Below are 22,101 nucleotides of genomic sequence, written 5' to 3' on the forward strand. Positions count from 1 at the left end.
CGCCGAGCCCTTGACGATCGGAATGTCATCGCCCGGATAGTCATAGGACGACAGCAGCTCGCGCACCTCGAGCTCGACCAGCTCAAGAAGCTCCGCGTCGTCGACCAGGTCGACCTTGTTCAGGAACACCACCAGCGCCGGCACACCGACCTGGCGGGCCAGAAGGATGTGCTCGCGCGTCTGCGGCATCGGGCCGTCGGCCGCCGAAACCACCAGGATCGCGCCGTCCATCTGCGCCGCGCCGGTGATCATGTTCTTCACATAATCCGCGTGGCCGGGGCAGTCGACATGCGCGTAGTGGCGGTTCTGCGTCTCGTATTCGACATGCGCCGTCGAGATCGTGATGCCACGCGCACGCTCCTCAGGAGCCGCGTCGATCTGGTCATACGCCTTGAACGTCGCGCCACCCGTCTTCGCGAGCACCTTCGTGATCGCTGCCGTCAAAGACGTCTTGCCGTGGTCAACATGGCCAATCGTGCCAATGTTGCAGTGCGGCTTCGTCCGCGCAAATTTCTCTTTACCCATCGGAATTCTCCGTCGTGTCTGTCAGCAGGTTCGGTTCGCGAGGAAACTAGGCGTATTTTGCCTGGACTTCCTGGGCGACAGCCTGCGGAACCTGCTCATAATGATCGAATTGCATCGTGTAGCTGGCGCGGCCCTGGCTCATCGAGCGCAGGTTGTTCACGTAAGAGAACATGTTCGCCAGCGGGACGAAGGCGGTGATGACATTCGCGTTGCCGCGCATATCCTGGCCCTGGATCTGACCACGGCGCGAGTTCAGATCGCCGATGACCGAACCCACATACTCCTCCGGCGAGACGACCTCGACCTTCATGATCGGCTCGAGCAGGGCCGGATTGGCCTTCTCGATGCCTTCACGAAGAGCGGCTCGCGAAGCGATTTCGAAGGCAATCGCCGACGAGTCCACTTCGTGATAGGCGCCGTCGATCAGCGAGACCTTGATGTCGACAACCGGGAAACCGGCGATCGGACCCGAGGACAGGACCGAATTCAGGCCCTTTTCAACGCCCGGCAGATATTCCTTCGGAACAACGCCGCCGATGATCTTGTTCTCGAATGCGTAACCAGCGCCGATTTCATTCGGCTCGATCACGAACTTAACGCGAGCGAACTGGCCCGTACCGCCGGTCTGCTTCTTGTGCGTGTAGTCCAGCTCGGTCTTCTTGCGGATCGTCTCGCGATACGCAACCTGAGGCGCGCCGACATTCACGTTGATATTGTAGGGAGCGCGGCGAAGGATATCGATCTTGATGTCCAGGTGCAGCTCGCCCATGCCCTTGATGATCGTCTGGCCAGACTCGCTATCGGACGAGACGCGGAACGACGGATCCTCAGAAGCAAGCTTCTGCAGGGCAACGCCCAGCTTCTCCTGGTCAGTCTTGGTGGCGGCCTCAACCGACATCTCGATAACCGGATCGGGGAATTCCATCTTTTCGAGCAGGACCGGATGGGCCGGATCGCAGATGGTATCGCCTGTGCGCGCTTCCTTGAGACCAACAAGCGCAACGATGTCGCCTGCAAAAGCCTCGTCGATGTCCTCACGCGAATTGGCATGCATGGTCACCATGCGGCCGATACGCTCGCGCTTCTCCTTGGTCGAGTTCAAAAGGGTCGTACCCTTCTGAAGCACGCCCGAATAAATGCGCGCGAAGGTCAGGACACCGAACGGGTCTTCGATGATCTTGAACGCCAGCATCGAGAGCGGCTCGTTGTCGGTCGAATGACGTTCGACTTCCTCACCGGTCTTCAGATCGATGCCCTTGGTCGGCGGAACGTCGACCGGGGACGGAAGATAGTCAACGACGGCGTCGAGCAGCGTCTGGACGCCCTTGTTCTTGAAGGCCGAGCCGGTAAGGACCGGGAACCACGCCGAATGCAGCACAGCCTTGCGGATCAGCGACTTGAGCGTCGCCTCGTCCGGCTCGTTGCCTTCGAGATAGGCTTCCATGGCGGTGTCGTCGAGTTCGACGGCAGCCTCGATGAGCTCCGCACGGGCGGCAACTGCCTTGTCGAGCAGATCGGCCGGAATCTCGACTTCGTCATACTTCGCGCCAAGGCTCTCGTCATGCCAGACGACAGCCTTCATGCGAACGAGATCGATGATGCCCTTGAAATCCTGCTCAGCGCCAATCGGAAGCTGGATCGGAACCGGACGGGCGCCGAGACGAACCTTGATGTCCTCGACGCACATGTCGAAGTTCGCGCCGGTCTTGTCCATCTTGTTGCAGAAGACAATGCGCGGCACATGGTACTTGTCGCCCTGGCGCCAAACCGTCTCGGTCTGCGGCTCAACGCCCTGGTTGGAGTCGAGCACGCACACCGCACCGTCGAGGACGCGCAGCGAACGCTCAACTTCAATCGTGAAGTCGACGTGGCCGGGCGTGTCGATGATGTTCAGGCGCTTGCCGTTCCAGAACGTGGTCGTGGCAGCCGAGGTGATCGTGATGCCGCGTTCCTGCTCCTGCTCCATGTAATCCATGGTGGCAGCGCCGTCATGAACTTCGCCGATCTTGTGGCTCTTGCCCGAATAGTAAAGAATCCGCTCAGTCGTCGTCGTCTTGCCGGCATCGATGTGGGCCATGATGCCGAAATTGCGGTAGTCTTCGATCTTGTGCGTGCGGGCCATGATGGTCTGCCTTTTAGGACCGGGTTACCAGCGATAGTGCGAGAAGGCGCGGTTGGCTTCCGCCATCCGGTGCGTATCTTCGCGCTTCTTCACGGCATTGCCGCGGTTGTTCGAGGCATCGAGCAGTTCGCCCGACAGCCGCTCGACCATCGTCTTCTCGTTGCGAGCACGGGCAGCGGTCAGCAGCCAGCGGATCGCGAGCGCCTGGCGGCGATCGGTGCGGACTTCGACCGGAACCTGATAGGTAGCACCGCCGACGCGACGCGAACGGACTTCGATATGCGGCGCGACATTGTCGAGGGCCTGGCGGAACACAACCACCGGCTCCTGCTTGGTACGCGCCTGGATCACATCGAGCGCACCGTAAACGATGTTCTCGGCGACCGACTTCTTGCCGTCATACATGACGGCATTCATGAACTTCGTCACGACAATATCGCCGAACTTCGGGTCCGGGATGATCTCGCGCTTCTCAGCACTGTGGCGACGGGACATCGGTGTAACCCCTTACTTCGGACGCTTCGCGCCGTACTTCGAACGACGCTGCTTACGGTTCTTGACGCCCTGGGTGTCGAGAACGCCGCGCAGAATGTGATAGCGCACGCCGGGCAGATCCTTGACGCGACCGCCACGGATCATGACGACCGAGTGTTCCTGCAGGTTGTGACCTTCACCGGGAATATATCCGATGACCTCGAACTGGTTGGTCAACCGAACCTTGGCCACCTTACGAAGCGCCGAGTTCGGCTTCTTCGGGGTCGTGGTGTAGACGCGCGTGCAAACACCGCGCTTCTGCGGGTTCTGCTCCAGCGCGGGAACCTTGTTCCGCTTCGCCGGCGCCTGGCGCGGCTTGCGGATCAACTGATTGATAGTCGGCATGCGTCGCCTTCCAGCTAGCCTACGGTTCTGGTCTTCCGCTTCCCGCGACCTTCATGGTCAATTTGGCCATGAACGAAGAGCGCCATTCCGCGTTTCGGCGGAGGCGCTACGAGAAGCAGAGGATCACGGCGTGAACCGCGATCGTGCGTGTCGTTTCTAAACTCTGTATCGATCCAGACAGTGTCTAAGGCCGAACTCCGCGACGTGTCGCCGCTGGACGCTTTAGCCTTACCACCTGCCCGAAAGCTTGCGGAACCTACTGAGTCCCCCTCAGAACGTCAAGCCCCAACGACGGATCTTTCAAAACTGTAATCGCGAGGGATATTAATGCGTCCGGAAGAGCTGCGCCGCATAGATCGACCGCGACAAGGGGTTGCTGCGCAATATTCTTGCGCCAAGCCGATCTAGCCTGGTGGATCGGTCTTTACACTGAAGGGCTTGCCCTTCTCGCCAGTCACGATCATGAGGATTCGCACCGGCTCCGTCCCGACGACTCGGCCGTCATGCTTGCGATCGACCATCTCGGCGAACGAATCTCCCGCCTTGAACAGTCGTTTCGTGCCGCCCTCCGATTCGACCTCGATGCTGCCGGAGAGAATATAGGCGTAGGCCGGCACGGGATGCGTATGCCAGCCCGTCTCCCCGCTCGGCGGAATCTCGACGATCAGCGACTGGACTTCCGGATCGTCGATATCCGGGTAGTGGATGGCGTCGCCGCTGGTCGTGGTCGTCGTCTTGAGAAGCGGCTGGACCTTTACGACCGGCTTATACGCCTCCTCCGCCGCAGCGGCCTGCATCAGGCCCATAACCATCAGCCCCGCGATCAGCGTGCACTTCATCTCTCATTCTCCTCGACGCTCGGGCGGGCCTCTTCAGGTCAGCATGGCCCCAAAGCAAAACGACTATGGAGGACCCCGTCAATCGGTGCCATCCATAGTCGCATTGGGGGAAGGCCTGTCCCGGACAGACGATCAGCTACTGGCCAACTTCGGCCGCGCCCTTGACCATGTCGGTGGTTGCGCTCGCGCTGTCGGTGACCGCATCGCCGAGCGCCTGGACATTTTCGTCGAGATTGTTGCGCGTGTTGGGGTCGATGATCGCAACCGGTGCCGACACTACGACACCAGCTGCCGCGCCGACGGTCGCAGCAGCTCCCGTCGAAGCGGCGATGATCCGGTCGCCAAGGCCGATGCGGGAGTCGGAAATCGCTTGCCCATCGGCAAGACGCGCCCCAATGGCCTGAACCACCTCCGGGCTCGCCGCGAACTTGCCGTGATTGAGCTTGTCGTCGGTCTTCAGTTTGGTGAGGTCGATCACCGTGATCTTGTCCTGCTTTAGCTCGGTCGCGTAGGGCTCGAGGGTCGGATTGATCTGCCCGAGACGCTCGACATTGCCCCAAACGCGCCGCGACGCCGCGAGCGCACGATCGTCCTGCGAGACAAACAGCGTGATGTTCGGCCCCTTCTTGCCGATATCGACCATCTGACTGCGGAACACGTCGACGTCGACGTCCGGCGACGCGAGCATCACATTCTTGATCTTCGGCAGCACGCGGCCATTTCGGATCGCCATCTGCCGCAGCGCCTCGAGCGCCACCCAGTTGCCCATCGAATGGGCCAGGATCGAGACCTCGTCGACATTGGGGTTTTCGGCCAGTGCGGTTAGCAGCTGCTCCAGCGCGTCGCGCGAATAGTTGGTGCTCTGGAAATCGTAGCCATAGGCGAGGATGCTGCCACGCGACGGCCACGTGAACAGGATCGGCACAACCGGCGCATTGGAATCATGCACGATCTGCGCGAAGCGATAGACAGCGTCATCGAAGCGATTGTTGAAGCCATGAATGAAGACAAGAGCCTGACGGCCCTTCGTCTTCTTGATCCGGCTGTTGAACCACGCCTTCGCCTCCGGAAGCGACATGTCTTCGGCCTTCACCGTGACGAAGTCGGTAGCCGGATTGCCCGGAATCCGCTTCGGCCACTGGACGTCACCGACCTTGCGCACTGAGTCCGGCGGGATCGACACGACGATATTCGCGAAATCGAGCTGCGTCCCGCGTTCACCGGTGAACAGCACCGCCCGGTTCTCGGCGCGCGACCGGGTCGTCGCGACTGCCATGTCGACGGTAGTGGTGCCTGGCGCGCTCATCGTGACGGGAAGGAGCACGCCCTCCGGCCGGCCCGCACATGAGCCAAGCAGCCCAGTGGTCACAACCACGACCACGAGATCTCTTAGGCGATGAAGAGATTGGCGCATAAACGGTCCGAGGCCTCCGAGGTGAAGGCGCCAAATAGCATGCCGCTGCGGAAGGCGACATACCGGACCAACACGAATGCCCTAACGAACCGTCAACCGTGACGACGATGTCGCACCGCTCCACACGTCATGAGCCGAAGACAGAAACGAAAAAGGCCGCCCGAAGGCGGCCTTTCACGTTCTAGCTGGAGAGCGGCGGACTACTCCGCTGCGTCCGTCAGATTGCCGAGAAGCCCGCCTGTCTGCGGCTTCGGCTGGGCAGCCGAGGACGCACGACGGCGTTCTTCGAGGATCAGTTCGTCGCGCTTGGTCGCGATTTCGCGGATCCGGTTCATCGTGCCGCCGGTTCCCGCCGGGATGAGGCGGCCGACGATGATGTTCTCCTTGAGACCGTCGAGCGGATCGACCTTGCCGTTGACCGCTGCCTCGGTGAGGACGCGGGTGGTCTCCTGGAACGAAGCGGCCGAGAAGAACGAGCGCGTCTGCAGGCTGGCCTTGGTGATACCAAGCAGCACCGGATTGGCGATGGCGATCTTCTTGCCTTCGGACTTCGCCTTCTCGTTGATCAGGTCGAATTCGAGCTGGTCGACCTGCTCGCCGGAGAAGAACTCCGTCTCGCCACCGTCCACGACCTCGACCTTCTGCAGCATCTGGCGAACGATCACCTCAATGTGCTTGTCGTTGATCTGAACGCCCTGGAGCCGGTAGACGTCCTGGATCTCGTTGACGAGATAGGCAGCGAGTGCCTCCACGCCCTTGATCGCCAGAATGTCGTGCGGCGCTGGGTTGCCGTCCATGATGTAGTCGCCCTTCTCGACGGCATCGCCTTCCTGAAGATGGAAAGGCTTGCCCTTCGGGATGAGATACTCCACCGGCTCGAGCGGCTGGCCCGCCGCATCCACCGAGCCTTCAGCCGGCTCGACGATGACGCGACGCTTGTTCTTGTAGTCGCGGCCGAAGCGGACGGTACCGTCCATCTCGGCGATGATGGCGTGATCCTTCGGACGACGCGCTTCGAACAGCTCCGCCACGCGCGGCAGACCGCCCGTGATGTCGCGCGTCTTCGCGCCTTCCGTCGGGATACGCGCCAGCACGTCGCCGGCATGAACCGTCGAGGCCGGGTCGACCGAGAGAATGGTCTCGACCGACAGCAGATACCGCGCCTCGCCACCACGGGCGAGCTTGAGCACCTTGCCGTCCTTGCCCTTGATGACGATTGCCGGCTTCAGATCGCCGCCGCGCGGATTGGCGCGCCAATCGATGACGACGCGCTTGGTGATGCCCGTCGCTTCGTCGGCGGTTTCCGCAACCGAGATACCCTCGACCATGTCTTCATAGGCAATCGTGCCGGACACTTCCGTGAGCACCGGACGGGTATAGGGATCCCATTCCGCCAGACGCTGGCCGCGCTTGACCTGGTCGCCCTCGTCCACATGCAGACGGGAGCCATAGGTGACGCGGTTGACCGCACGCTCGGCACCGTCCTTGTCGACAATGACGATCGCCATGTTGCGGCCGAGCGCAATGAGCTTGCCCTCGGAATCGCGAACCATGTTGCGGTTGCGAATCTGGATCGTGCCTTCGAAGCTCGACTCGATGAAGGACGAGTCCACCACCTGTGCCGTTCCGCCGATGTGGAACGTACGCATGGTGAGCTGCGTGCCCGGCTCGCCGATCGACTGCGCCGCGATGACGCCGACGGCCTCGCCCATGTTGACGGGCGTGCCACGGGCCAGATCACGGCCATAGCAGGTCGCGCAGACGCCGATCTTGGTATCGCAGGTCAGCACCGAACGGATCTTCGCTGCCTGGACGCTGGCCTTCTCGACCTTCTCGCAATCGCGCTCGTCGATCAGCTTGCCGGCGGGCACGATGACCTCGCCGGTAGCGGCCGCGACGATATCCTCAGCCGCCGTACGGCCGAGAATGCGAAGGCCGAGCGACGCGACGACCTGGCCGCTGTCGATGACCGCCTGCATCTTGAGGCCGTTGGTCGTGCCGCAATCCTGCTCGATGATGATGCAGTCCTGCGCCACGTCGACGAGACGACGCGTCAGATAACCCGAGTTGGCCGTCTTCAGCGCGGTATCGGCGAGACCCTTACGGGCACCGTGGGTCGAGTTGAAGTACTCGAGAACGGTGAGGCCTTCCTTGAAGTTCGAGATGATCGGGTTCTCGATGATCTCGCCCGAGGGCTTGGTCATGAGGCCGCGCATGCCGGCGAGCTGCTTCATCTGCGTCGGCGAACCGCGCGCGCCCGAATGGCTCATCATGTAGACCGAGTTCATCGGCTTCTGACGTCCGGTTTCGGCGTCCTTCTGGACGGCCGAAATGCCCTTCATCATCTCCTCGGCGACGCGATCACCACACTTCGCCCAGGCGTCGACGACCTTGTTGTACTTCTCACCATAGGTGATGAGGCCGTCATTGTACTGCTGCTCGTAATCCTTAGCGAGAGCCTGCGTCTCTTCGACGAGCTTCGCCTTGGCGGCCGGGATGACCATGTCATCCTTGCCGAAGGAAATGCCAGCACGGCACGCCTCGCGGAAGCCGAGCGCCATGATCCGGTCGCAGAAAATGACCGTCTCCTTCTGGCCGCAATGCCGGTAGACCGCGTCGATCGTGTTCGAGATTTCCTTCTTCGTCATCAGCTTGTTGACGACGTCGTAGGGCAGGTTGTGGTGCTTCGGCAGCAATTCGCCGATCAGCAGGCGGCCAGGCGTCGTATCATAGATCTTCGACGTGACGTTGCCGTCCGCATCGACGCTGCGGAAGCGGCCGCGGATCTTCGTATGCAGCGTGATGGCCTTGGCCGCCAGCGCGTGCTCGATCTCGCCGATATTGCCGAACATCATGCCCTCGCCGGGCTCCTTCTCGGCCATGATCGAGAGGTAGTAGAGGCCGAGAACGATATCCTGCGACGGCACGATGATCGGAAGGCCATTGGCCGGATGCAGGATGTTGTTGGTCGACATCATCAGGACGCGCGCTTCCAGCTGCGCTTCAAGCGACAGCGGGACGTGCACGGCCATCTGGTCGCCGTCGAAGTCGGCGTTGAACGCCGAGCAGACGAGCGGATGCAGCTGGATCGCCTTGCCTTCAATCAGCACAGGCTCGAAAGCCTGGATGCCGAGGCGGTGGAGCGTCGGGGCGCGGTTCAGAAGGATCGGATGCTCGCGGATGACTTCGTCCAGGATATCCCAGACCTCCGGCCGCTCCTTCTCGACGAGCTTCTTCGCCTGCTTCACCGTCGAGGAGAAGCCCTTGGCGTCGAGTCGCGAATAGATGAACGGCTTGAACAGCTCGAGCGCCATCTTCTTCGGCAAACCGCACTGGTGCAGCTTCATTTCCGGGCCGACCACGATGACCGAACGGCCGGAATAGTCGACGCGCTTGCCGAGCAGGTTCTGGCGGAAACGGCCCTGCTTGCCCTTCAGCATGTCGCTGAGCGACTTCAGCGGACGCTTGTTGGCGCCCGTGATGACGCGGCCGCGGCGGCCATTGTCGAACAGAGCGTCGACGGCCTCCTGCAGCATGCGCTTTTCGTTGCGGATGATGATGTCCGGCGCGCGCAGCTCGATCAGCCGCTTCAGACGATTGTTGCGGTTGATGACGCGGCGATAGAGATCGTTCAAGTCCGAGGTTGCGAACCGGCCGCCATCGAGCGGGACGAGCGGACGCAGATCCGGCGGAATGACCGGGATCTGGGTCATGATCATCCATTCCGGGCGATTGCCGGACTCGATGAACGCCTCGACCAGCTTCAACCGCTTGCCAAGCTTCTTAGGCTTCAGCTCCGACGTCGAGGTCGCGATTTCCTCGCGCAGGTCGACGGCCAGCTTCTCGAGGTCGAGCGCGATCATCATCTCGCGGATCGCCTCGGCGCCGATCAGCGCCGTGAAGCTGTCATCGCCATATTCGTCCTGCGCGCGCAGATACTCTTCCTCGGAGAGGAGCTGACGCTCCTTCAGCGGGGTGAGACCGGGCTCCAGAACGACGTAGTTCTCGAAATAGAGAATGCGCTCAAGATCCTTGAGCGTCATGTCCATCAGCATGCCGATGCGCGAGGGCAGCGACTTCAGGAACCAGATATGGGCGACGGGCGCCGCGAGCTCGATATGGCCCATGCGGTCGCGCCGAACGCGCGCCAGCGTGACCTCGACGCCGCACTTCTCGCAGATGATGCCCTTGTACTTCATGCGCTTGTACTTGCCGCACAAGCACTCGTAGTCCTTGATCGGCCCGAAGATGCGCGCGCAGAACAAGCCGTCACGCTCCGGCTTGAACGTGCGGTAGTTGATGGTCTCAGGCTTCTTGATCTCGCCGTAGGACCAGGACAGAATCTTCTCAGGGCTCGCAATGTGAATGCGGATCTGGTCGAAGTTCTGCGCCGGCTGGGCCAGCGGGTTGAAGATGTTCGCGACTTCCTGATTCATCGCCGATCTCCTATGTCGGCCGCCGGGCGGGGGCAAAACCCCTCGCACCGGCCGGCTTGACCAATTTCCATGGATTCAACAGCGGACGAGGCGGATTACTCCGCCGCATCCCGAATCCGTTCGGCCGCTTCCAGCGCCATCTTGGACTGGTTGAGCTCGACGTCGAGACCGAGCGAGCGCATTTCCTTGACCAGAACGTTGAACGATTCCGGAATACCGGCCTCGAACGTGTCGTCGCCGCGGACGATCGCCTCGTAGACCTTGGTACGCCCGGCGACGTCGTCCGACTTCACCGTCAGCATCTCCTGCAGCGTGTAGGCGGCGCCATAGGCCTCGAGCGCCCACACCTCCATTTCGCCGAAGCGCTGGCCGCCGAACTGCGCCTTGCCACCGAGCGGCTGCTGGGTAACGAGCGAGTACGGTCCGATCGAGCGAGCATGGATCTTGTCGTCCACGAGGTGGTGCAGCTTCAACATGTAGATGTAGCCGACAGTCACCTTGCGATCGAACGACTCGCCCGTGCGCCCGTCGAAGAGCGTCACCTGACCAGACGATTCGAGACCAGCCTTCTTCAGCATCGTGACGATGTCGGGCTCGCGGGCGCCGTCAAACACCGGCGTCGCGATCGACACGCCCTTCGAAAGATGCTGGCTGAGCTTGACGACGGACTCGTCGTCGAGATCGGCCACATTCTCGTTCTTGGCATTGTCGCCATAGACCTCGTCGAGCTGGACGCGGAGCGGCGTGACATTGCCGCTCTTCTTATAGTCTTCCAGCATCTTGCCGATCTTGAGGCCCATGCCGGCGCAAGCCCAGCCGAGATGGGTCTCGAGGATCTGACCGACATTCATGCGGCTCGGCACGCCGAGCGGATTGAGCACGATGTCGACATGCGTGCCATCCTCGAGGAACGGCATGTCCTGCACCGGAACGATGCGAGACACGACGCCCTTGTTGCCATGGCGGCCGGCCATCTTGTCGCCCGGCTGGATCTTGCGCTTCACGGCGACGAAGACCTTGACCATCTTCATCACGCCGGGAGGCAGCTCGTCGCCGCGCTGCAGCTTCTCCACCTTGTCGATGAAGCGCTTCTCAAGACGCTTGCGGCTCTCGTCATACTGGCCACGCAGCGCCTCGATCTCGCCCATCAGCTTTTCGTCGGCGACAGCGAACTGCCACCACTGGCTGCGCGGATACTCTTCCAGAACGTCGCGGGAGAGCACCGTCTCCTTCTTGAAGTTCTTCGGGCCGCTGGACGCGGTCTTGCCGTTCAGCATGTCCGCGAGGCGGCCATAGACGTTGCGGTCGAGGATCGCCTGCTCGTCGTCACGGTCCTTCGCGAGACGCTCGATCTCCTCGCGCTCGATCGCCATGGCGCGCTCGTCCTTCTCGACGCCGTGCCGGTTGAAGACCCGCACTTCGACGATCGTTCCGGTCACGCCCGGCGGAACGCGCAGCGACGTGTCACGCACGTCAGAGGCCTTCTCGCCGAAGATGGCGCGCAGAAGCTTCTCTTCCGGCGTCATCGGGCTTTCGCCCTTCGGCGTGATCTTGCCGACGAGAATGTCACCCGCCTGCACATCGGCGCCGATATAGACAATGCCGGCTTCGTCGAGGTTCTTCAGGGCCTCTTCCGAAACGTTCGGAATGTCGCGCGTGATTTCCTCAGGCCCGAGCTTCGTGTCGCGCGCCATCACTTCGAATTCCTCGATATGGATCGAGGTGAAGACGTCGTCGGAAACGATCCGCTCGGAAAGCAGGATCGAGTCCTCGAAGTTGTAGCCATTCCACGGCATGAACGCGACGAGCACGTTGCGGCCGAGCGCCAGATCGCCAAGATCCGTCGACGGTCCGTCGGCAAGGATATCGCCGCGGCCGACGATGTCGCCGACACGCACCAGCGGACGCTGGTTGATGCAGGTCGACTGGTTCGAGCGCTGGAACTTCATCAAGCGGTAGATATCGACACCCGACTTCGAAGGATCAAGGTCCTCCGTCGCGCGGATGACGATACGCGTCGCGTCGACCTGGTCGACGATGCCGCCGCGGCGAGCCGCAATCGCAGCGCCCGAGTCCCGGGCGACGACCGCTTCCATGCCGGTCCCAACGAACGGAGCCTCGGCGCGCACCAGCGGCACGGCCTGACGCATCATGTTCGAACCCATCAGGGCGCGGTTCGCGTCGTCGTTCTCGAGGAACGGGATCAGCGAGGCCGCAACCGAAACGAGCTGCTTCGGCGAAACGTCCATGAAATCAACGCGGTCCGACGTAACCATCACGTTCTCGCCGGCATGGCGGGAAACGATCAGGTCTTCGGTCAGCTTGCCGGAGGCATCGAGCTTCACATTCGCCTGGGCGACGTAATACTTCGATTCCTCCATCGCCGAGAGATAGATGATCTCGTCGGTGGCAGCGCCGTCCTTGACACGCCGGTACGGGCTCTCGATGAAGCCATACTTGTTGACGCGAGCAAACGTCGCCAAGCTATTGATCAGACCGATATTCGGGCCTTCCGGCGTCTCGATCGGGCAGATACGGCCATAATGGGTCGGATGCACGTCGCGCACTTCGAAACCGGCGCGCTCGCGCGTCAGACCGCCCGGTCCGAGCGCCGAGAGACGACGCTTGTGCGTGATCTCGGAGAGCGGATTGGTCTGGTCCATGAACTGCGAGAGCTGCGAGGAACCGAAGAACTCGCGCACCGCCGCAGCGGCCGGCTTGGCGTTGATGAGATCCTGCGGCATGACGTTGCCGATCTCGACCGACGACATGCGCTCCTTGATGGCACGCTCCATGCGGAGCAGGCCAACGCGGTACTGGTTCTCCATGAGCTCGCCGACCGAACGCACGCGGCGATTGCCGAGATTGTCGATGTCGTCGATCTCACCCTTGCCGTCGCGAAGGTCCACCAGCATCTTGATGACCGCGAGAATGTCCTCCTTGCGGAGCACGCGAACGGTGTCCTCAGCCGTCAGGTCGAGACGCATGTTCATCTTGACGCGGCCGACGGCCGACAGGTCGTAGCGCTCGCTGTCGAAGAACAGCGACTGGAACATCGCCTGCGCGGAATCCATCGTCGGCGGCTCGCCGGGACGCATCACGCGATAGATGTCGAACAGCGCATCCTCGCGCGTCTCGTTCTTGTCGACGGCAACGGTGTTGCGGATATAGGCGCCGACATTGATGTGATCGATGTCGAGGACAGGGATCTCCTCATAGCCGGCCGTCTCGAGGATCCCGAGCAGCTTCTCGGTGATCTCGGCGCCCGCCTCGGCATAGATCTCGCCGGACTGCGGGTTGACGATATCCTCGGCGACATAGCTGCCGAACAGATCCTCAGCCGTCACCTTCAGGGCCTTGACGCCCTTTTCGGCGATTGCGCGAGCGGCACGGGCCGTCAGCTTCTTACCGGCCTCGACCACCACTTCGCCGGTATCGGCATCGACGAGATCGGTCGCTGCCTTGATGCCGCGCATGCGGTTGGCATCATAGGGCATGCGCCAGCCGTCGCCCGCCTTCGAGTAGACGATCTGGTTGTAGAACGTGTCGAGGATCTCCTCGGCATCCATGCCGAGGGCAAACATCAGCGAGGAGACCGGAATCTTGCGACGACGGTCGATACGCGCATAGACGATGTCCTTCGCGTCGAACTCGATGTCGAGCCACGAGCCGCGATAAGGAATGATGCGGGCGGCGAAAAGCAGCTTGCCCGACGAATGGGTCTTGCCCTTGTCGTGGTCGAAGAAGACGCCCGGCGAGCGGTGCATCTGCGAGACGATCACGCGCTCGGTGCCGTTGACGATGAAGGTGCCGTTCAGCGTCATGAGCGGCATTTCGCCCATGTACACTTCCTGCTCCTTGATGTCCTTCACGGACTTCGCGCCGGTGTCCTCGTCGACATCGAACACGATGAGACGCAGCGTCACCTTGAGCGGCGCCGAGAAGGTCATGCCGCGCTGGCGGCACTCGTCGACGTCATACTTCGGCGCGTCGAAATCGTAGCGAACGAATTCGAGCAGCGCCGTATTCGAGAAGTCGGAGATCGGGAAGACGGATTTGAAGACGGCCTGCAGACCTTCGTCGGGACGCCCACCCTTCGTTTCCTCGACCATGAGGAACTGGTCATAGGATGCCTTCTGAACCTCGATGAGGTTCGGCATCTCGGCGACGTCGCCGATGGACCCGAAGAATTTGCGGATGCGCTTACGACCGGTGAATGCCTGGGCCATGTTCGCTCCTTCTATGTTCAAGAACGGCTGTCCGGAAAGCCGTATAGCCGCGTTTCGGCGCGGCTCTCTGGACAGCGGTCCCTGAGGACCTGGATGATCGACCGGCCCCGAGGATCGGAGCCGGCCGTATTTTCATAACTTACTTAACGTCAACCTTGGCGCCGGCGCCTTCCAGCTGAGCCTTGAGCTTGGCAGCCTCGTCCTTGGACACGGCTTCCTTGACGGCCTTCGGAGCAGCTTCGACCAGGTCCTTGGCTTCCTTGAGGCCAAGAGCGGTGATCGCGCGGACTTCCTTGATGACGTTGATCTTGTTCGCGCCAGCCTCGACGAGGATGACGTCGAATTCGGTCTTCTCTTCGACCGGAGCAGCAGCAGCGGCACCGCCGCCGGCAGCCGCAACCGCGACCGGAGCAGCAGCCGAGACGCCCCACTTCTCTTCGAGGAGCTTCGACAGCTCGGCAGCCTCGAGAACGGTCAGGCTCGAGAGTTCTTCAACAATCTTCGAAAGATCAGCCATTTCAGTTTCCTATCAGTTCGAATTCAGGTGAATGGAGAACGGCCTTACGCCGCTTCATCCTTCTTGGCATAGGCACCAAACACGCGTGCGAGCTGACCCGCAGGCGCATTGACGACGGACGCGATCTTCTGAGCCGGAGCCTGGATCAGGCCGATCAGCTTGCCGCGCAGTTCGTCGAGCGACGGCAGCGTGGCCAGAGCCTTGACGCCGTCCGGTCCCAGATTGGTCTTGCCCATCGCGCCGCCGAGAATGACGAGCTTGTCATTCGTCTTGGCGAACTCGCTGGTGACCTTGGGCGCTGCCACGGGGTCGGCCGAATAGGCGACCAACGTCGGGCCTGTGAACAGGTCCGCGATATGGGCAGAGTCCGTGCCTTGAAGGGCGAGCTTCACAAGGCGGTTCTTTGCGACCTTGATGCTGACCCCAGCCTGCCGAGCCTTGCCGCGCAGGGCAGTGAGCTCAGAAACCTTGAGGCCGGCATAGTGTGCCACGACGACGACGTTGGTCTCCTGGAAGACCTCGTTCATCGTCGAGACAAGTTCGCGCTTTTCCGCTTTTTCCACTTGCCTCTCTCCAGTAGGCGGCCGACTTTTGCGGTCGGGACCGCCGGTTGCGTTTGCCGAGGCTGCCGAAGCAGCCGCGACGCTTCCTGGCCTGTCCCCCCGCGTGCTCTTGCGAGCCGCCGGGCAAAAGAGGTTCGAACTGACAGCCGGCATTCGCCGGACAATCGGTCTAGCCCCCGTCTATGCAGGATATTATGCCGGACGACCCGGCCCCTGCAGTCTCGGACAGGTATCGGCCGATCGGGATCCGAAGACCCCGCGCGGCCGCCTTGCCGCCCGGTTACCCGGGCGGAATTCCTTGCGACGCTTTAGGCGCCGAGCACCGAGGCGGGATCGACATGGACGCCGGGGCCCATGGTCGACGACACCGCGACGCGCTGCACGAACGTGCCCTTCGCGCCGGTCGGCCGAGCCTTCTGCACCGCATCGGCGAAGGCCTTGATGTTCTGCACCAGCTTCTCGGCATCGAAGCTCGCCTTGCCGATGCCGGCATGGATGATGCCAGCCTTCTCGACGCGGAACTCAACCGAGCCGCCCTTGGCGCCCTTGACCGCCGTGGTGACGTCCATGGTCACCGTGCCGACCTTCGGGTTCGGCATCAGGCCGCGCGGGCCCAGAACCTTACCGAGGCGGCCGACGAGCGGCATCATGTCCGGGGTCGCGATGCAGCGATCGAATTCGATCGTGCCGCCCTGAACGATCTCGAGCAGATCCTCGGCGCCGACGATATCGGCACCCGCTGCCTTGGCTTCTTCAGCCTTGGCGCCACGGGCGAAGACCGCGACGCGGACCGTACGGCCGGAGCCATTCGGCAGCGTGCAGACGCCGCGGACCATCTGGTCGGCGTGACGGGGATCGACGCCGAGATTGAGCGAGACCTCGATGGTCTCGTCGAACTTCGCCGTGGCCCGATCCTTGATCAGCGAAATAGCGACGCTGATCGGGTAGAGCTTGTTACGGTCGATGCCCTCGCGGGCATTGAGAACGCGCTTGCCGTGCTGAGCCATGATCAGTCAACCACCGTGAGGCCCATGGAACGGGCGGAACCTTCGACCATGCGAGCAGCAGCCTCGACGCTCTCGGCGTTGAGGTCCTTCAGCTTCTTCGAAGCGATCTCAAGGCACTGGGCCTTGGTGATCGAGCCGGCAGCCGCGCCCTTGCCAGGCGTCGTCGCGCCCTTGGGAACGCCAGCAGCCTTCTTCAGGAAGAAGCTGACCGGAGCCGTCTTCATCACGAAGGTGAAGGACTTGTCCTGGTAGTAGGTGATCACGACGGGGACGGGCGAGCCCTTCTCCATCTCCTGGGTCTGCGCGTTGAACGACTTGCAGAACTCCATGATGTTGATACCGCGCTGGCCGAGCGCGGGGCCGATTGGCGGCGACGGGGTCGCCGAACCGGCCTTCACCTGAAGCTTCAGGTAGCCGAGAACCTTCTTTGCCATCTTTGTTCCTTTCCACTGCCGGCAACCTGCCGGCGAGGTGATCCGACATCATGCCGGATCAGGAATGGCGTGGTCCGGGCGGCGACGCCTGGCAAGCGCCGCACCCTCCCACGCCTCTTGTCGGTCAGACCTTCTCGACCTGACCGTATTCCAGCTCCACCGGAGTGGCGCGACCGAAGATCGACACCGCGACCTTGAGACGGGCGCGCACTTCGTCGACCTCTTCGACAAGGCCGTTGAACGAGGCAAACGGGCCATCAGCCACGCGGACCTGCTCGCCAACCTCGAAACTGACCGACGGCTTCGGCCGCTCGACGCCTTCCTGCACCTGGTGCAGGATCCGGTTCGCCTCAGCCTCCGAAATCGGCTGCGGACGATTGTCGGAGCCAAGGAAGCCCGTGACCTTCGGCGTATTCTTTATCAGGTGATAGGCGTCGTCGGTCAGCGCCATCTTCACCAGGACATAGCCCGGAAAGAACTTCCGCTCGGCATCGACCTTGCGGCCGCGCCTGACCTCGACAACCTTCTCCGTCGGGACGAGGATCTGGTCGAAGAGCTCGGCAAGACCCCGCTGGGCCGCCTGCTCACGGATCGATTCCGCGACCTTCTTCTCGAAATTCGAATAGGCGTGAACGATATACCACCGCTTGTCCATGCGTTCTGATCCTCCCTAGCGGCCGACGCCGAGCAGCAGCTGGACGCCGTAGCTCAGGACGAAATCAGCCAGCGTAAAGAACAGGGACGCGGCAATCGCCATGGCGAAAACCATGGCCGTGGTGATAAGCGCCTCGCGCCGAGACGGCCAAACGACCTTCGATACCTCCGACCGGACCTGCTGGAGGAACGTAAATGGATTAGTTTTGGTGGCCATTACCCGCTCACGGCTTGCGGGCGCGCAAACAAACGTCTGCGCACCGCGCTGGGAAGCGTTACATAGAACCGTTCGAACGATTCCTCAAGTAGCAAATTGGCAGGGGCAGTAGGATTCGAACCTACGACCTACGGTTTTGGAGACCGTCGCTCTACCAGCTGAGCTATACCCCTGCACGCACACATCCGTCACCCGACGTCGATTCCGGACATGCGGCGTTGTCATAGCCAAGCCTGCCCGACCGTGCAATCCCTATTCGATTGCCCTGTGGAGGACTGGGCATCGCCAGCCGGCTAAGCCGTCCGCGCGAGCGGCTCGGGGCCGACATACCGGGCGTCGGGCCGTATAAGGTTGCCGTTTCGCTGTTGCTCGAGTGCGTGAGCAATCCAGCCTGTCACGCGACCGGCAGCAAACACGGCTGTGAAGCCGTTGCGGGCAATGCCGAGGCTCTCGAGCAGCAGGGCCGTATAGAACTCGACATTGACGTCGAGGCGACGGCTCGCTTTTCGACGGGCGAGAACCGCCAGCGCCGCCTCCTCCACGGCCCGGGCGAGCGCGAGTCGACCTTGCCTATCACCCATCGCCTTGATGGCCTCGCGCAGCACGTCGGCGCGCGGATCGCGAACCCGATAGGCGCGATGCCCGAAGCCCATGATGCGCTCGCCCCGGTCCAGACGCTCCTCGATCCACGCCTCGGCGCGATCGGCGACGCCGATCGCGTCCAGCATGTCGAGCACCGGACCTGGCGCACCGCCATGCAGCCGGCCCTTAAGCGCCGAAAGCGCCGCGACAACGGCCGAGACGAGGCCTGATTCGGTCGAGGCGACAACGCGGGCCGTGAAGGTCGATGCGTTGAGGCCGTGATCGATCACCGTGACGAGGTAGGTCTCGAAAGCCCTCGCCTCAGCGGGCGCGGGCCGTTGACCCGTTATCATCCGCTGCAGATCGAGAGCATGGGAGAGTGCCGCGTCCGGCTCTATCGTCGGCAGCCCGGCCGCGACGCGCATCGCCATGGCCGCCGCCGTGCCAGTGGCTCCGATCAGGGCCGCGGGCGACGCAATAGGATCGTCGTCACCGATCGAGGCCAGCAGGAACCGCATCCATTCGACAGGATCGCGCGACGCACCGCCGCCGAGGAGCCCAACAAACCGCCGGTAGGCCTCGGCCCTGCCCGCACCGATATCCGATGTGATCGATTCGGACGCCGAGCCGTCGATAAAGCCGCCGAGAAGCAGCGCCGCGGCGTCCTCATAGCTCGCCTGCCCGGCCAGATCTTCCACGGCGACGCCTCGAATGATCAGCCTGCCACCGGCACCGTCGACATGGCTCAGCACGGTATCGGCGGCAACGACGCCCGCGAGGCCGCGCGCTGGCGATGAAAGTGAGGTCATCGAAGTCTCCATTTTGCCTTCCGGCGAAATGTCTTCTAGATTGATTGGCGCCTCAATCTTGAATCAACAAATCAATATATTGCCGTGACTGACATTGACCCCTCCCGGCTGCTGACGGCCGAAGAAGCCAGCCGCCTGCTCGGCGTCAGGCCGGCTTCGCTCTACGCCTATGTGAGCCGCGGCCGCATCCGCGCCCTACCCCATCCAGGCGATCCACGCGCCCGCCTCTATTCGCGCGACGATATCGAGGCACTGATCGCTAACAAGGAGCGTCAGGCCCGGCCGGGCGCGGCGGCTGCCACCGCGCTCGACTGGGGGCTGCCGGTGCTCAGCAGCGGGCTTTCGAGCATCGCGGATGGCCGCCTCGCCTATCGCGGCCATGACGCAACATCGCTCGCAGAGACGGCGACGCTAGAGTCCATCGCGGAGCTGCTATGGGCCACCGGCCCTGTCGCGTTTCGCGGCCGGGCATCGTCCGCTGGGCCGCAATCCGGCTCCCCGATAGACCGCGCCGTCTTTGCGCTGGCAGCCGAACTTCCCGATGCGGTACCCGGCGAGCGCGGCGCACGGCTAGTCGAACGCGCGGCCCGGCTGGTGCGCATCATCGGCTCCGCGGCAGCGGGAAGATGGCTCGCCGATGCGCCGCTGCATGAGGCGCTTGCCGCGACCTGGCAGGCGCCGGCGGCTGGCCAGGCGATCCGCAAGGCGCTGGTCCTGGTTGCTGATCACGAACTGAACGCATCCACCTTCGCGGTGCGCGTCGCAGCCTCCACGGGCGCGTCGCTGACACACGCTTTGATCGCAGGCCTCGTGACCCTGGCCGGCCCGGCGCATGGCGGGGCGACCGACCGCGTGGCGGCGTTCCTCGACGAGGTCCAGCGCCTCGGCGATCCCGCCGTGGCGGTCGGAGCGCGATTGCAGCGCGGTGAGGCGCTGCCCGGCTTCGGCCATCGGCTGTATCCTGACGGTGACCCGAGAGCGACGACTCTTCTTCGCGCCATCAGGATCGGACCTTTGGAACTCGCCCTGATCGAGGCCGTCGAGGCGGCCACCGCCCAGAGGCCGACGATCGACGTTGCCCTCGTGCTGCTCGAACGCCACTTCCGCCTGCCGCCGCGCAGTGCCCTCGCCCTCTTCGCGACAGGCCGCTCGGTCGGCTGGATCGCGCACGCACTCGAACAGGCGGCAACCGGCCGGCTCATCAGGCCGAGGGCCGTCTTCAACGGCTGAGCGTGCCGAGGATCGCGGCGTCGCCTGGAACCATCCCCAGCCGGTGCTCAAATCCGGCCGGGGATAGTCACGTCGTGGATGGAGGGTTGTTAGCGAACGAGTCCCGTCGCCGCGCGACGCCACGCTGTCTCCCGGTCGCTCTCGCCCGCCAGGTCAACAACGATGCGTGTCCCGTCCCTGATGCTCCGGCGCAGAGGCTCGCCTTGTGCCGGCCCGGCGCGCAGCAACCCGCTGTCGACCATGCCGACGAGGCGGCTGCGAGACAGCGGCAGCTCCGATGCGAGCAGGCGGTCGAGCCGAATGCCGGCCGGTAGAGGGACCTCCAGCTGAATGTCGAGCCGCATCCAGCTCGCTGGTTCACGGATGATGTGCTTCCTCACTTCGAAAGCCGCGAACACGTCTATGCGTCGTGTCTTGTGCCGCAAAGCATCGAGATCGAAGGCCTGCATGCGGACCCAGTCTGGATCGTTGGTCTGCATCGCCTGAAGCACTGCCGGATCGAGCGAACGCACGCTACGCCGTTCGAAGATCGGGCGGTTCCAGGTCTTGTCGCAAGCGAGGCATTTGTAGATGAGCCAGGCATCCAGCCTGCGCCCATTGGCGTTCAAGCGGATCTTGTCGCTGCTGCGAAAGGCGCGGACGCTTCCGCATCCGCTGCAGGCAAGCCACGGCTCGGGAGAATTCAGGGGAACAACGGTCCAGCGGACCTTGAGGGCGTCGAACATCTCGTCGCGGTCTTCCAATTGGAAGTCCACCGATGAGACGGCGCAGGAAACCCTTGGCAGGGCGCGGTATGGCGAAGTTCGGCGCGGCGAGAACGCGGAGCGGCGGCGCAGGTGGCAGAACGAAGCAATGCCAGACCGGTCTCACGCCGCCACCCGATAGACAGAATCACGCCGACGGCGAGACGCTGTCAACGCGGGGTGGAACTGACTGAGACCGGACTTACTTGGGCACTGCCTACCTCGATGGGCCGACGCTCTGCACGCGTGCCATAGCAGCCCAACGGCGCCCTTCGTAGCCGCGGCAGACGGCTACGTGCCGCAAGCCGAGGGTACGTGACATTCCTGCATCAACGAGCGCGACGCTCGGATGCCGTAAGAACAAAAAAAGCGGCCGCGATAAACCGCGGCCGCCGTCGGATCCGATGCTCGGCAGAGGCGATGCCAATGGCATCAGCCTCGCCGGAACATTACTTGATGATGCTAGCGACGACGCCGGCGCCGACGGTGCGGCCGCCTTCGCGGATCGCGAAGCGCAGCTTCTCTTCCATGGCGATCGGGACGATCAGCGTCACTTCCATCGAGACGTTGTCGCCCGGCATCACCATTTCGACGCCTTCAGGCAGCGTGCACACGCCGGTCACATCCGTCGTGCGGAAGTAGAACTGCGGACGATAATTGGTGAAGAACGGCGTGTGACGGCCACCCTCCTCCTTCGTCAGGATATACGCCTCGGCCTTGAACACCGTATGCGGCGTCACCGAGCCGGGCTTGCACAGAACCTGGCCGCGCTCGACACCTTCACGGTCGATGCCGCGCAGCAGCGCGCCGATATTGTCGCCAGCCTGGCCCTGGTCGAGCAGCTTGCGGAACATCTCGACGCCGGTCACCGTCGACTTCACCGTCGGACGAATGCCGACGA

Annotated in this window: 18 protein-coding genes and 1 tRNA gene; 1 reads left to right on the plus strand and 18 read right to left on the minus strand. The window is 62.9% G+C overall.

Annotated features, from left to right (window positions below):
• The 16 genes from BUB39_RS24800 to BUB39_RS24875 all read right to left on the minus strand — a co-directional run.
• The coding region (locus BUB39_RS24800) for a GTP-binding protein (protein WP_139251396.1) at positions 1-525 on the minus strand (525 nt) is incomplete at its 3' end.
• 46 nt (positions 526-571) lie between these two features.
• On the minus strand, positions 572-2,647 hold the full coding sequence (fusA, locus tag BUB39_RS24805) for an elongation factor G (protein ID WP_073058747.1): 2,076 nt from the start codon (positions 2,645-2,647) through the stop codon (positions 572-574).
• 24 nt (positions 2,648-2,671) lie between these two features.
• Positions 2,672-3,142, minus strand: a complete 471-nt coding sequence (gene rpsG / locus BUB39_RS24810; RefSeq protein WP_073058748.1) for a 30S ribosomal protein S7 — start codon at positions 3,140-3,142, stop codon at positions 2,672-2,674.
• A 12-nt stretch (positions 3,143-3,154) separates the two neighbouring features.
• Complete coding sequence (gene rpsL, locus BUB39_RS24815) at positions 3,155-3,526, minus strand: 30S ribosomal protein S12 (protein ID WP_073058749.1); 372 nt, start codon at positions 3,524-3,526, stop codon at positions 3,155-3,157.
• A 404-nt stretch (positions 3,527-3,930) separates the two neighbouring features.
• The gene (locus BUB39_RS24820) at positions 3,931-4,365 is read right to left on the minus strand and encodes a cupin domain-containing protein (RefSeq protein ID WP_073058750.1); all 435 of its coding nucleotides are present in this window, start codon (positions 4,363-4,365) and stop codon (positions 3,931-3,933) included.
• 136 nt (positions 4,366-4,501) lie between these two features.
• Positions 4,502-5,779, minus strand: a complete 1,278-nt coding sequence (locus tag BUB39_RS24825) for an alpha/beta hydrolase (protein ID WP_073058751.1) — start codon at positions 5,777-5,779, stop codon at positions 4,502-4,504.
• Between the two features lie 200 nt (positions 5,780-5,979).
• The gene (gene rpoC / locus BUB39_RS24830) at positions 5,980-10,215 is read right to left on the minus strand and encodes a DNA-directed RNA polymerase subunit beta' (RefSeq protein WP_073058752.1); all 4,236 of its coding nucleotides are present in this window, start codon (positions 10,213-10,215) and stop codon (positions 5,980-5,982) included.
• Positions 10,216-10,310: 95 nt separating this feature from the next.
• A complete protein-coding gene (gene rpoB / locus BUB39_RS24835; protein WP_073058753.1) occupies positions 10,311-14,444 on the minus strand; it encodes a DNA-directed RNA polymerase subunit beta in 4,134 nt (1,377 codons plus the stop codon).
• Between the two features lie 139 nt (positions 14,445-14,583).
• Positions 14,584-14,961 carry a 50S ribosomal protein L7/L12 gene (gene rplL / locus BUB39_RS24840; RefSeq protein ID WP_073058754.1) on the minus strand — a complete coding sequence of 126 codons (378 nt, stop codon included), beginning with the start codon at positions 14,959-14,961 and terminating at the stop codon, positions 14,584-14,586.
• 44 nt (positions 14,962-15,005) lie between these two features.
• Positions 15,006-15,524 (minus strand): 50S ribosomal protein L10, encoded by a 519-nt coding sequence (rplJ, locus tag BUB39_RS24845; RefSeq protein WP_073058755.1) that lies wholly within the window; start codon positions 15,522-15,524, stop codon positions 15,006-15,008.
• 308 nt (positions 15,525-15,832) lie between these two features.
• Positions 15,833-16,531, minus strand: coding sequence for a 50S ribosomal protein L1 (gene rplA, locus BUB39_RS24850; protein ID WP_073058756.1), 699 nt, complete (start codon positions 16,529-16,531; stop codon positions 15,833-15,835).
• Between the two features lie 2 nt (positions 16,532-16,533).
• Positions 16,534-16,965, minus strand: a complete 432-nt coding sequence (rplK, locus tag BUB39_RS24855; protein ID WP_073058757.1) for a 50S ribosomal protein L11 — start codon at positions 16,963-16,965, stop codon at positions 16,534-16,536.
• Between the two features lie 124 nt (positions 16,966-17,089).
• The gene (gene nusG, locus BUB39_RS24860; protein WP_073058758.1) at positions 17,090-17,620 is read right to left on the minus strand and encodes a transcription termination/antitermination protein NusG; all 531 of its coding nucleotides are present in this window, start codon (positions 17,618-17,620) and stop codon (positions 17,090-17,092) included.
• 15 nt (positions 17,621-17,635) lie between these two features.
• Positions 17,636-17,836 (minus strand): preprotein translocase subunit SecE, encoded by a 201-nt coding sequence (gene secE / locus BUB39_RS24865; RefSeq protein WP_073058759.1) that lies wholly within the window; start codon positions 17,834-17,836, stop codon positions 17,636-17,638.
• A gap of 97 nt (positions 17,837-17,933) precedes the next feature.
• Positions 17,934-18,009, minus strand: a tRNA-Trp gene (locus BUB39_RS24870).
• A 120-nt stretch (positions 18,010-18,129) separates the two neighbouring features.
• On the minus strand, positions 18,130-19,227 hold the full coding sequence (locus BUB39_RS24875) for a citrate synthase (RefSeq protein ID WP_073058761.1): 1,098 nt from the start codon (positions 19,225-19,227) through the stop codon (positions 18,130-18,132).
• A gap of 84 nt (positions 19,228-19,311) precedes the next feature.
• On the opposite strand from BUB39_RS24875, the gene BUB39_RS24880 reads away from it, so the two are divergent.
• On the plus strand, positions 19,312-20,457 hold the full coding sequence (locus BUB39_RS24880) for a citrate synthase family protein (protein WP_244540374.1): 1,146 nt from the start codon (positions 19,312-19,314) through the stop codon (positions 20,455-20,457).
• A gap of 89 nt (positions 20,458-20,546) precedes the next feature.
• Here the strand turns inward: BUB39_RS24880 and BUB39_RS24885 are convergent, their stop codons facing one another.
• Positions 20,547-21,200: a DUF1062 domain-containing protein gene (locus BUB39_RS24885; RefSeq protein WP_244540376.1), complete on the minus strand. Its 654-nt coding sequence runs from the start codon at positions 21,198-21,200 to the stop codon at positions 20,547-20,549.
• A gap of 449 nt (positions 21,201-21,649) precedes the next feature.
• A partial coding sequence (locus BUB39_RS24890) for an EF-Tu C-terminal domain-related protein (protein WP_342169433.1) occupies positions 21,650-22,101 on the minus strand: 452 nt, incomplete at its 5' end.

It is taken from the genome of Kaistia soli DSM 19436 (assembly GCF_900129325.1).
Taxonomy (GTDB): domain Bacteria; phylum Pseudomonadota; class Alphaproteobacteria; order Rhizobiales; family Kaistiaceae; genus Kaistia; species Kaistia soli.

Excerpts from the sequence above, each read along its gene's own strand:
- rplK (WP_073058757.1), bottom strand. The coding sequence starts at position 16,965 with ATGGCAAAGAAGGTTCTCGGCTACCTGAAGCTTCAGGTGAAGGCCGGT.
- rplL (WP_073058754.1), bottom strand. The coding sequence starts at position 14,961 with ATGGCTGATCTTTCGAAGATTGTTGAAGAACTCTCGAGCCTGACCGTT.
- BUB39_RS24825 (WP_073058751.1), bottom strand. The coding sequence starts at position 5,779 with ATGCGCCAATCTCTTCATCGCCTAAGAGATCTCGTGGTCGTGGTTGTG.
- rpoC (WP_073058752.1), bottom strand. The coding sequence starts at position 10,215 with ATGAATCAGGAAGTCGCGAACATCTTCAACCCGCTGGCCCAGCCGGCG.
- rpsG (WP_073058748.1), bottom strand. The coding sequence starts at position 3,142 with ATGTCCCGTCGCCACAGTGCTGAGAAGCGCGAGATCATCCCGGACCCG.
- BUB39_RS24875 (WP_073058761.1), bottom strand. The coding sequence starts at position 19,227 with ATGACCTCACTTTCATCGCCAGCGCGCGGCCTCGCGGGCGTCGTTGCC.
- BUB39_RS24820 (WP_073058750.1), bottom strand. The coding sequence starts at position 4,365 with ATGAAGTGCACGCTGATCGCGGGGCTGATGGTTATGGGCCTGATGCAG.
- rpoB (WP_073058753.1), bottom strand. The coding sequence starts at position 14,444 with ATGGCCCAGGCATTCACCGGTCGTAAGCGCATCCGCAAATTCTTCGGG.
- nusG (WP_073058758.1), bottom strand. The coding sequence starts at position 17,620 with ATGGACAAGCGGTGGTATATCGTTCACGCCTATTCGAATTTCGAGAAG.
- rplA (WP_073058756.1), bottom strand. The coding sequence starts at position 16,531 with ATGGCTCAGCACGGCAAGCGCGTTCTCAATGCCCGCGAGGGCATCGAC.
- fusA (WP_073058747.1), bottom strand. The coding sequence starts at position 2,647 with ATGGCCCGCACGCACAAGATCGAAGACTACCGCAATTTCGGCATCATG.
- secE (WP_073058759.1), bottom strand. The coding sequence starts at position 17,836 with ATGGCCACCAAAACTAATCCATTTACGTTCCTCCAGCAGGTCCGGTCG.
- rpsL (WP_073058749.1), bottom strand. The coding sequence starts at position 3,526 with ATGCCGACTATCAATCAGTTGATCCGCAAGCCGCGCCAGGCGCCGGCG.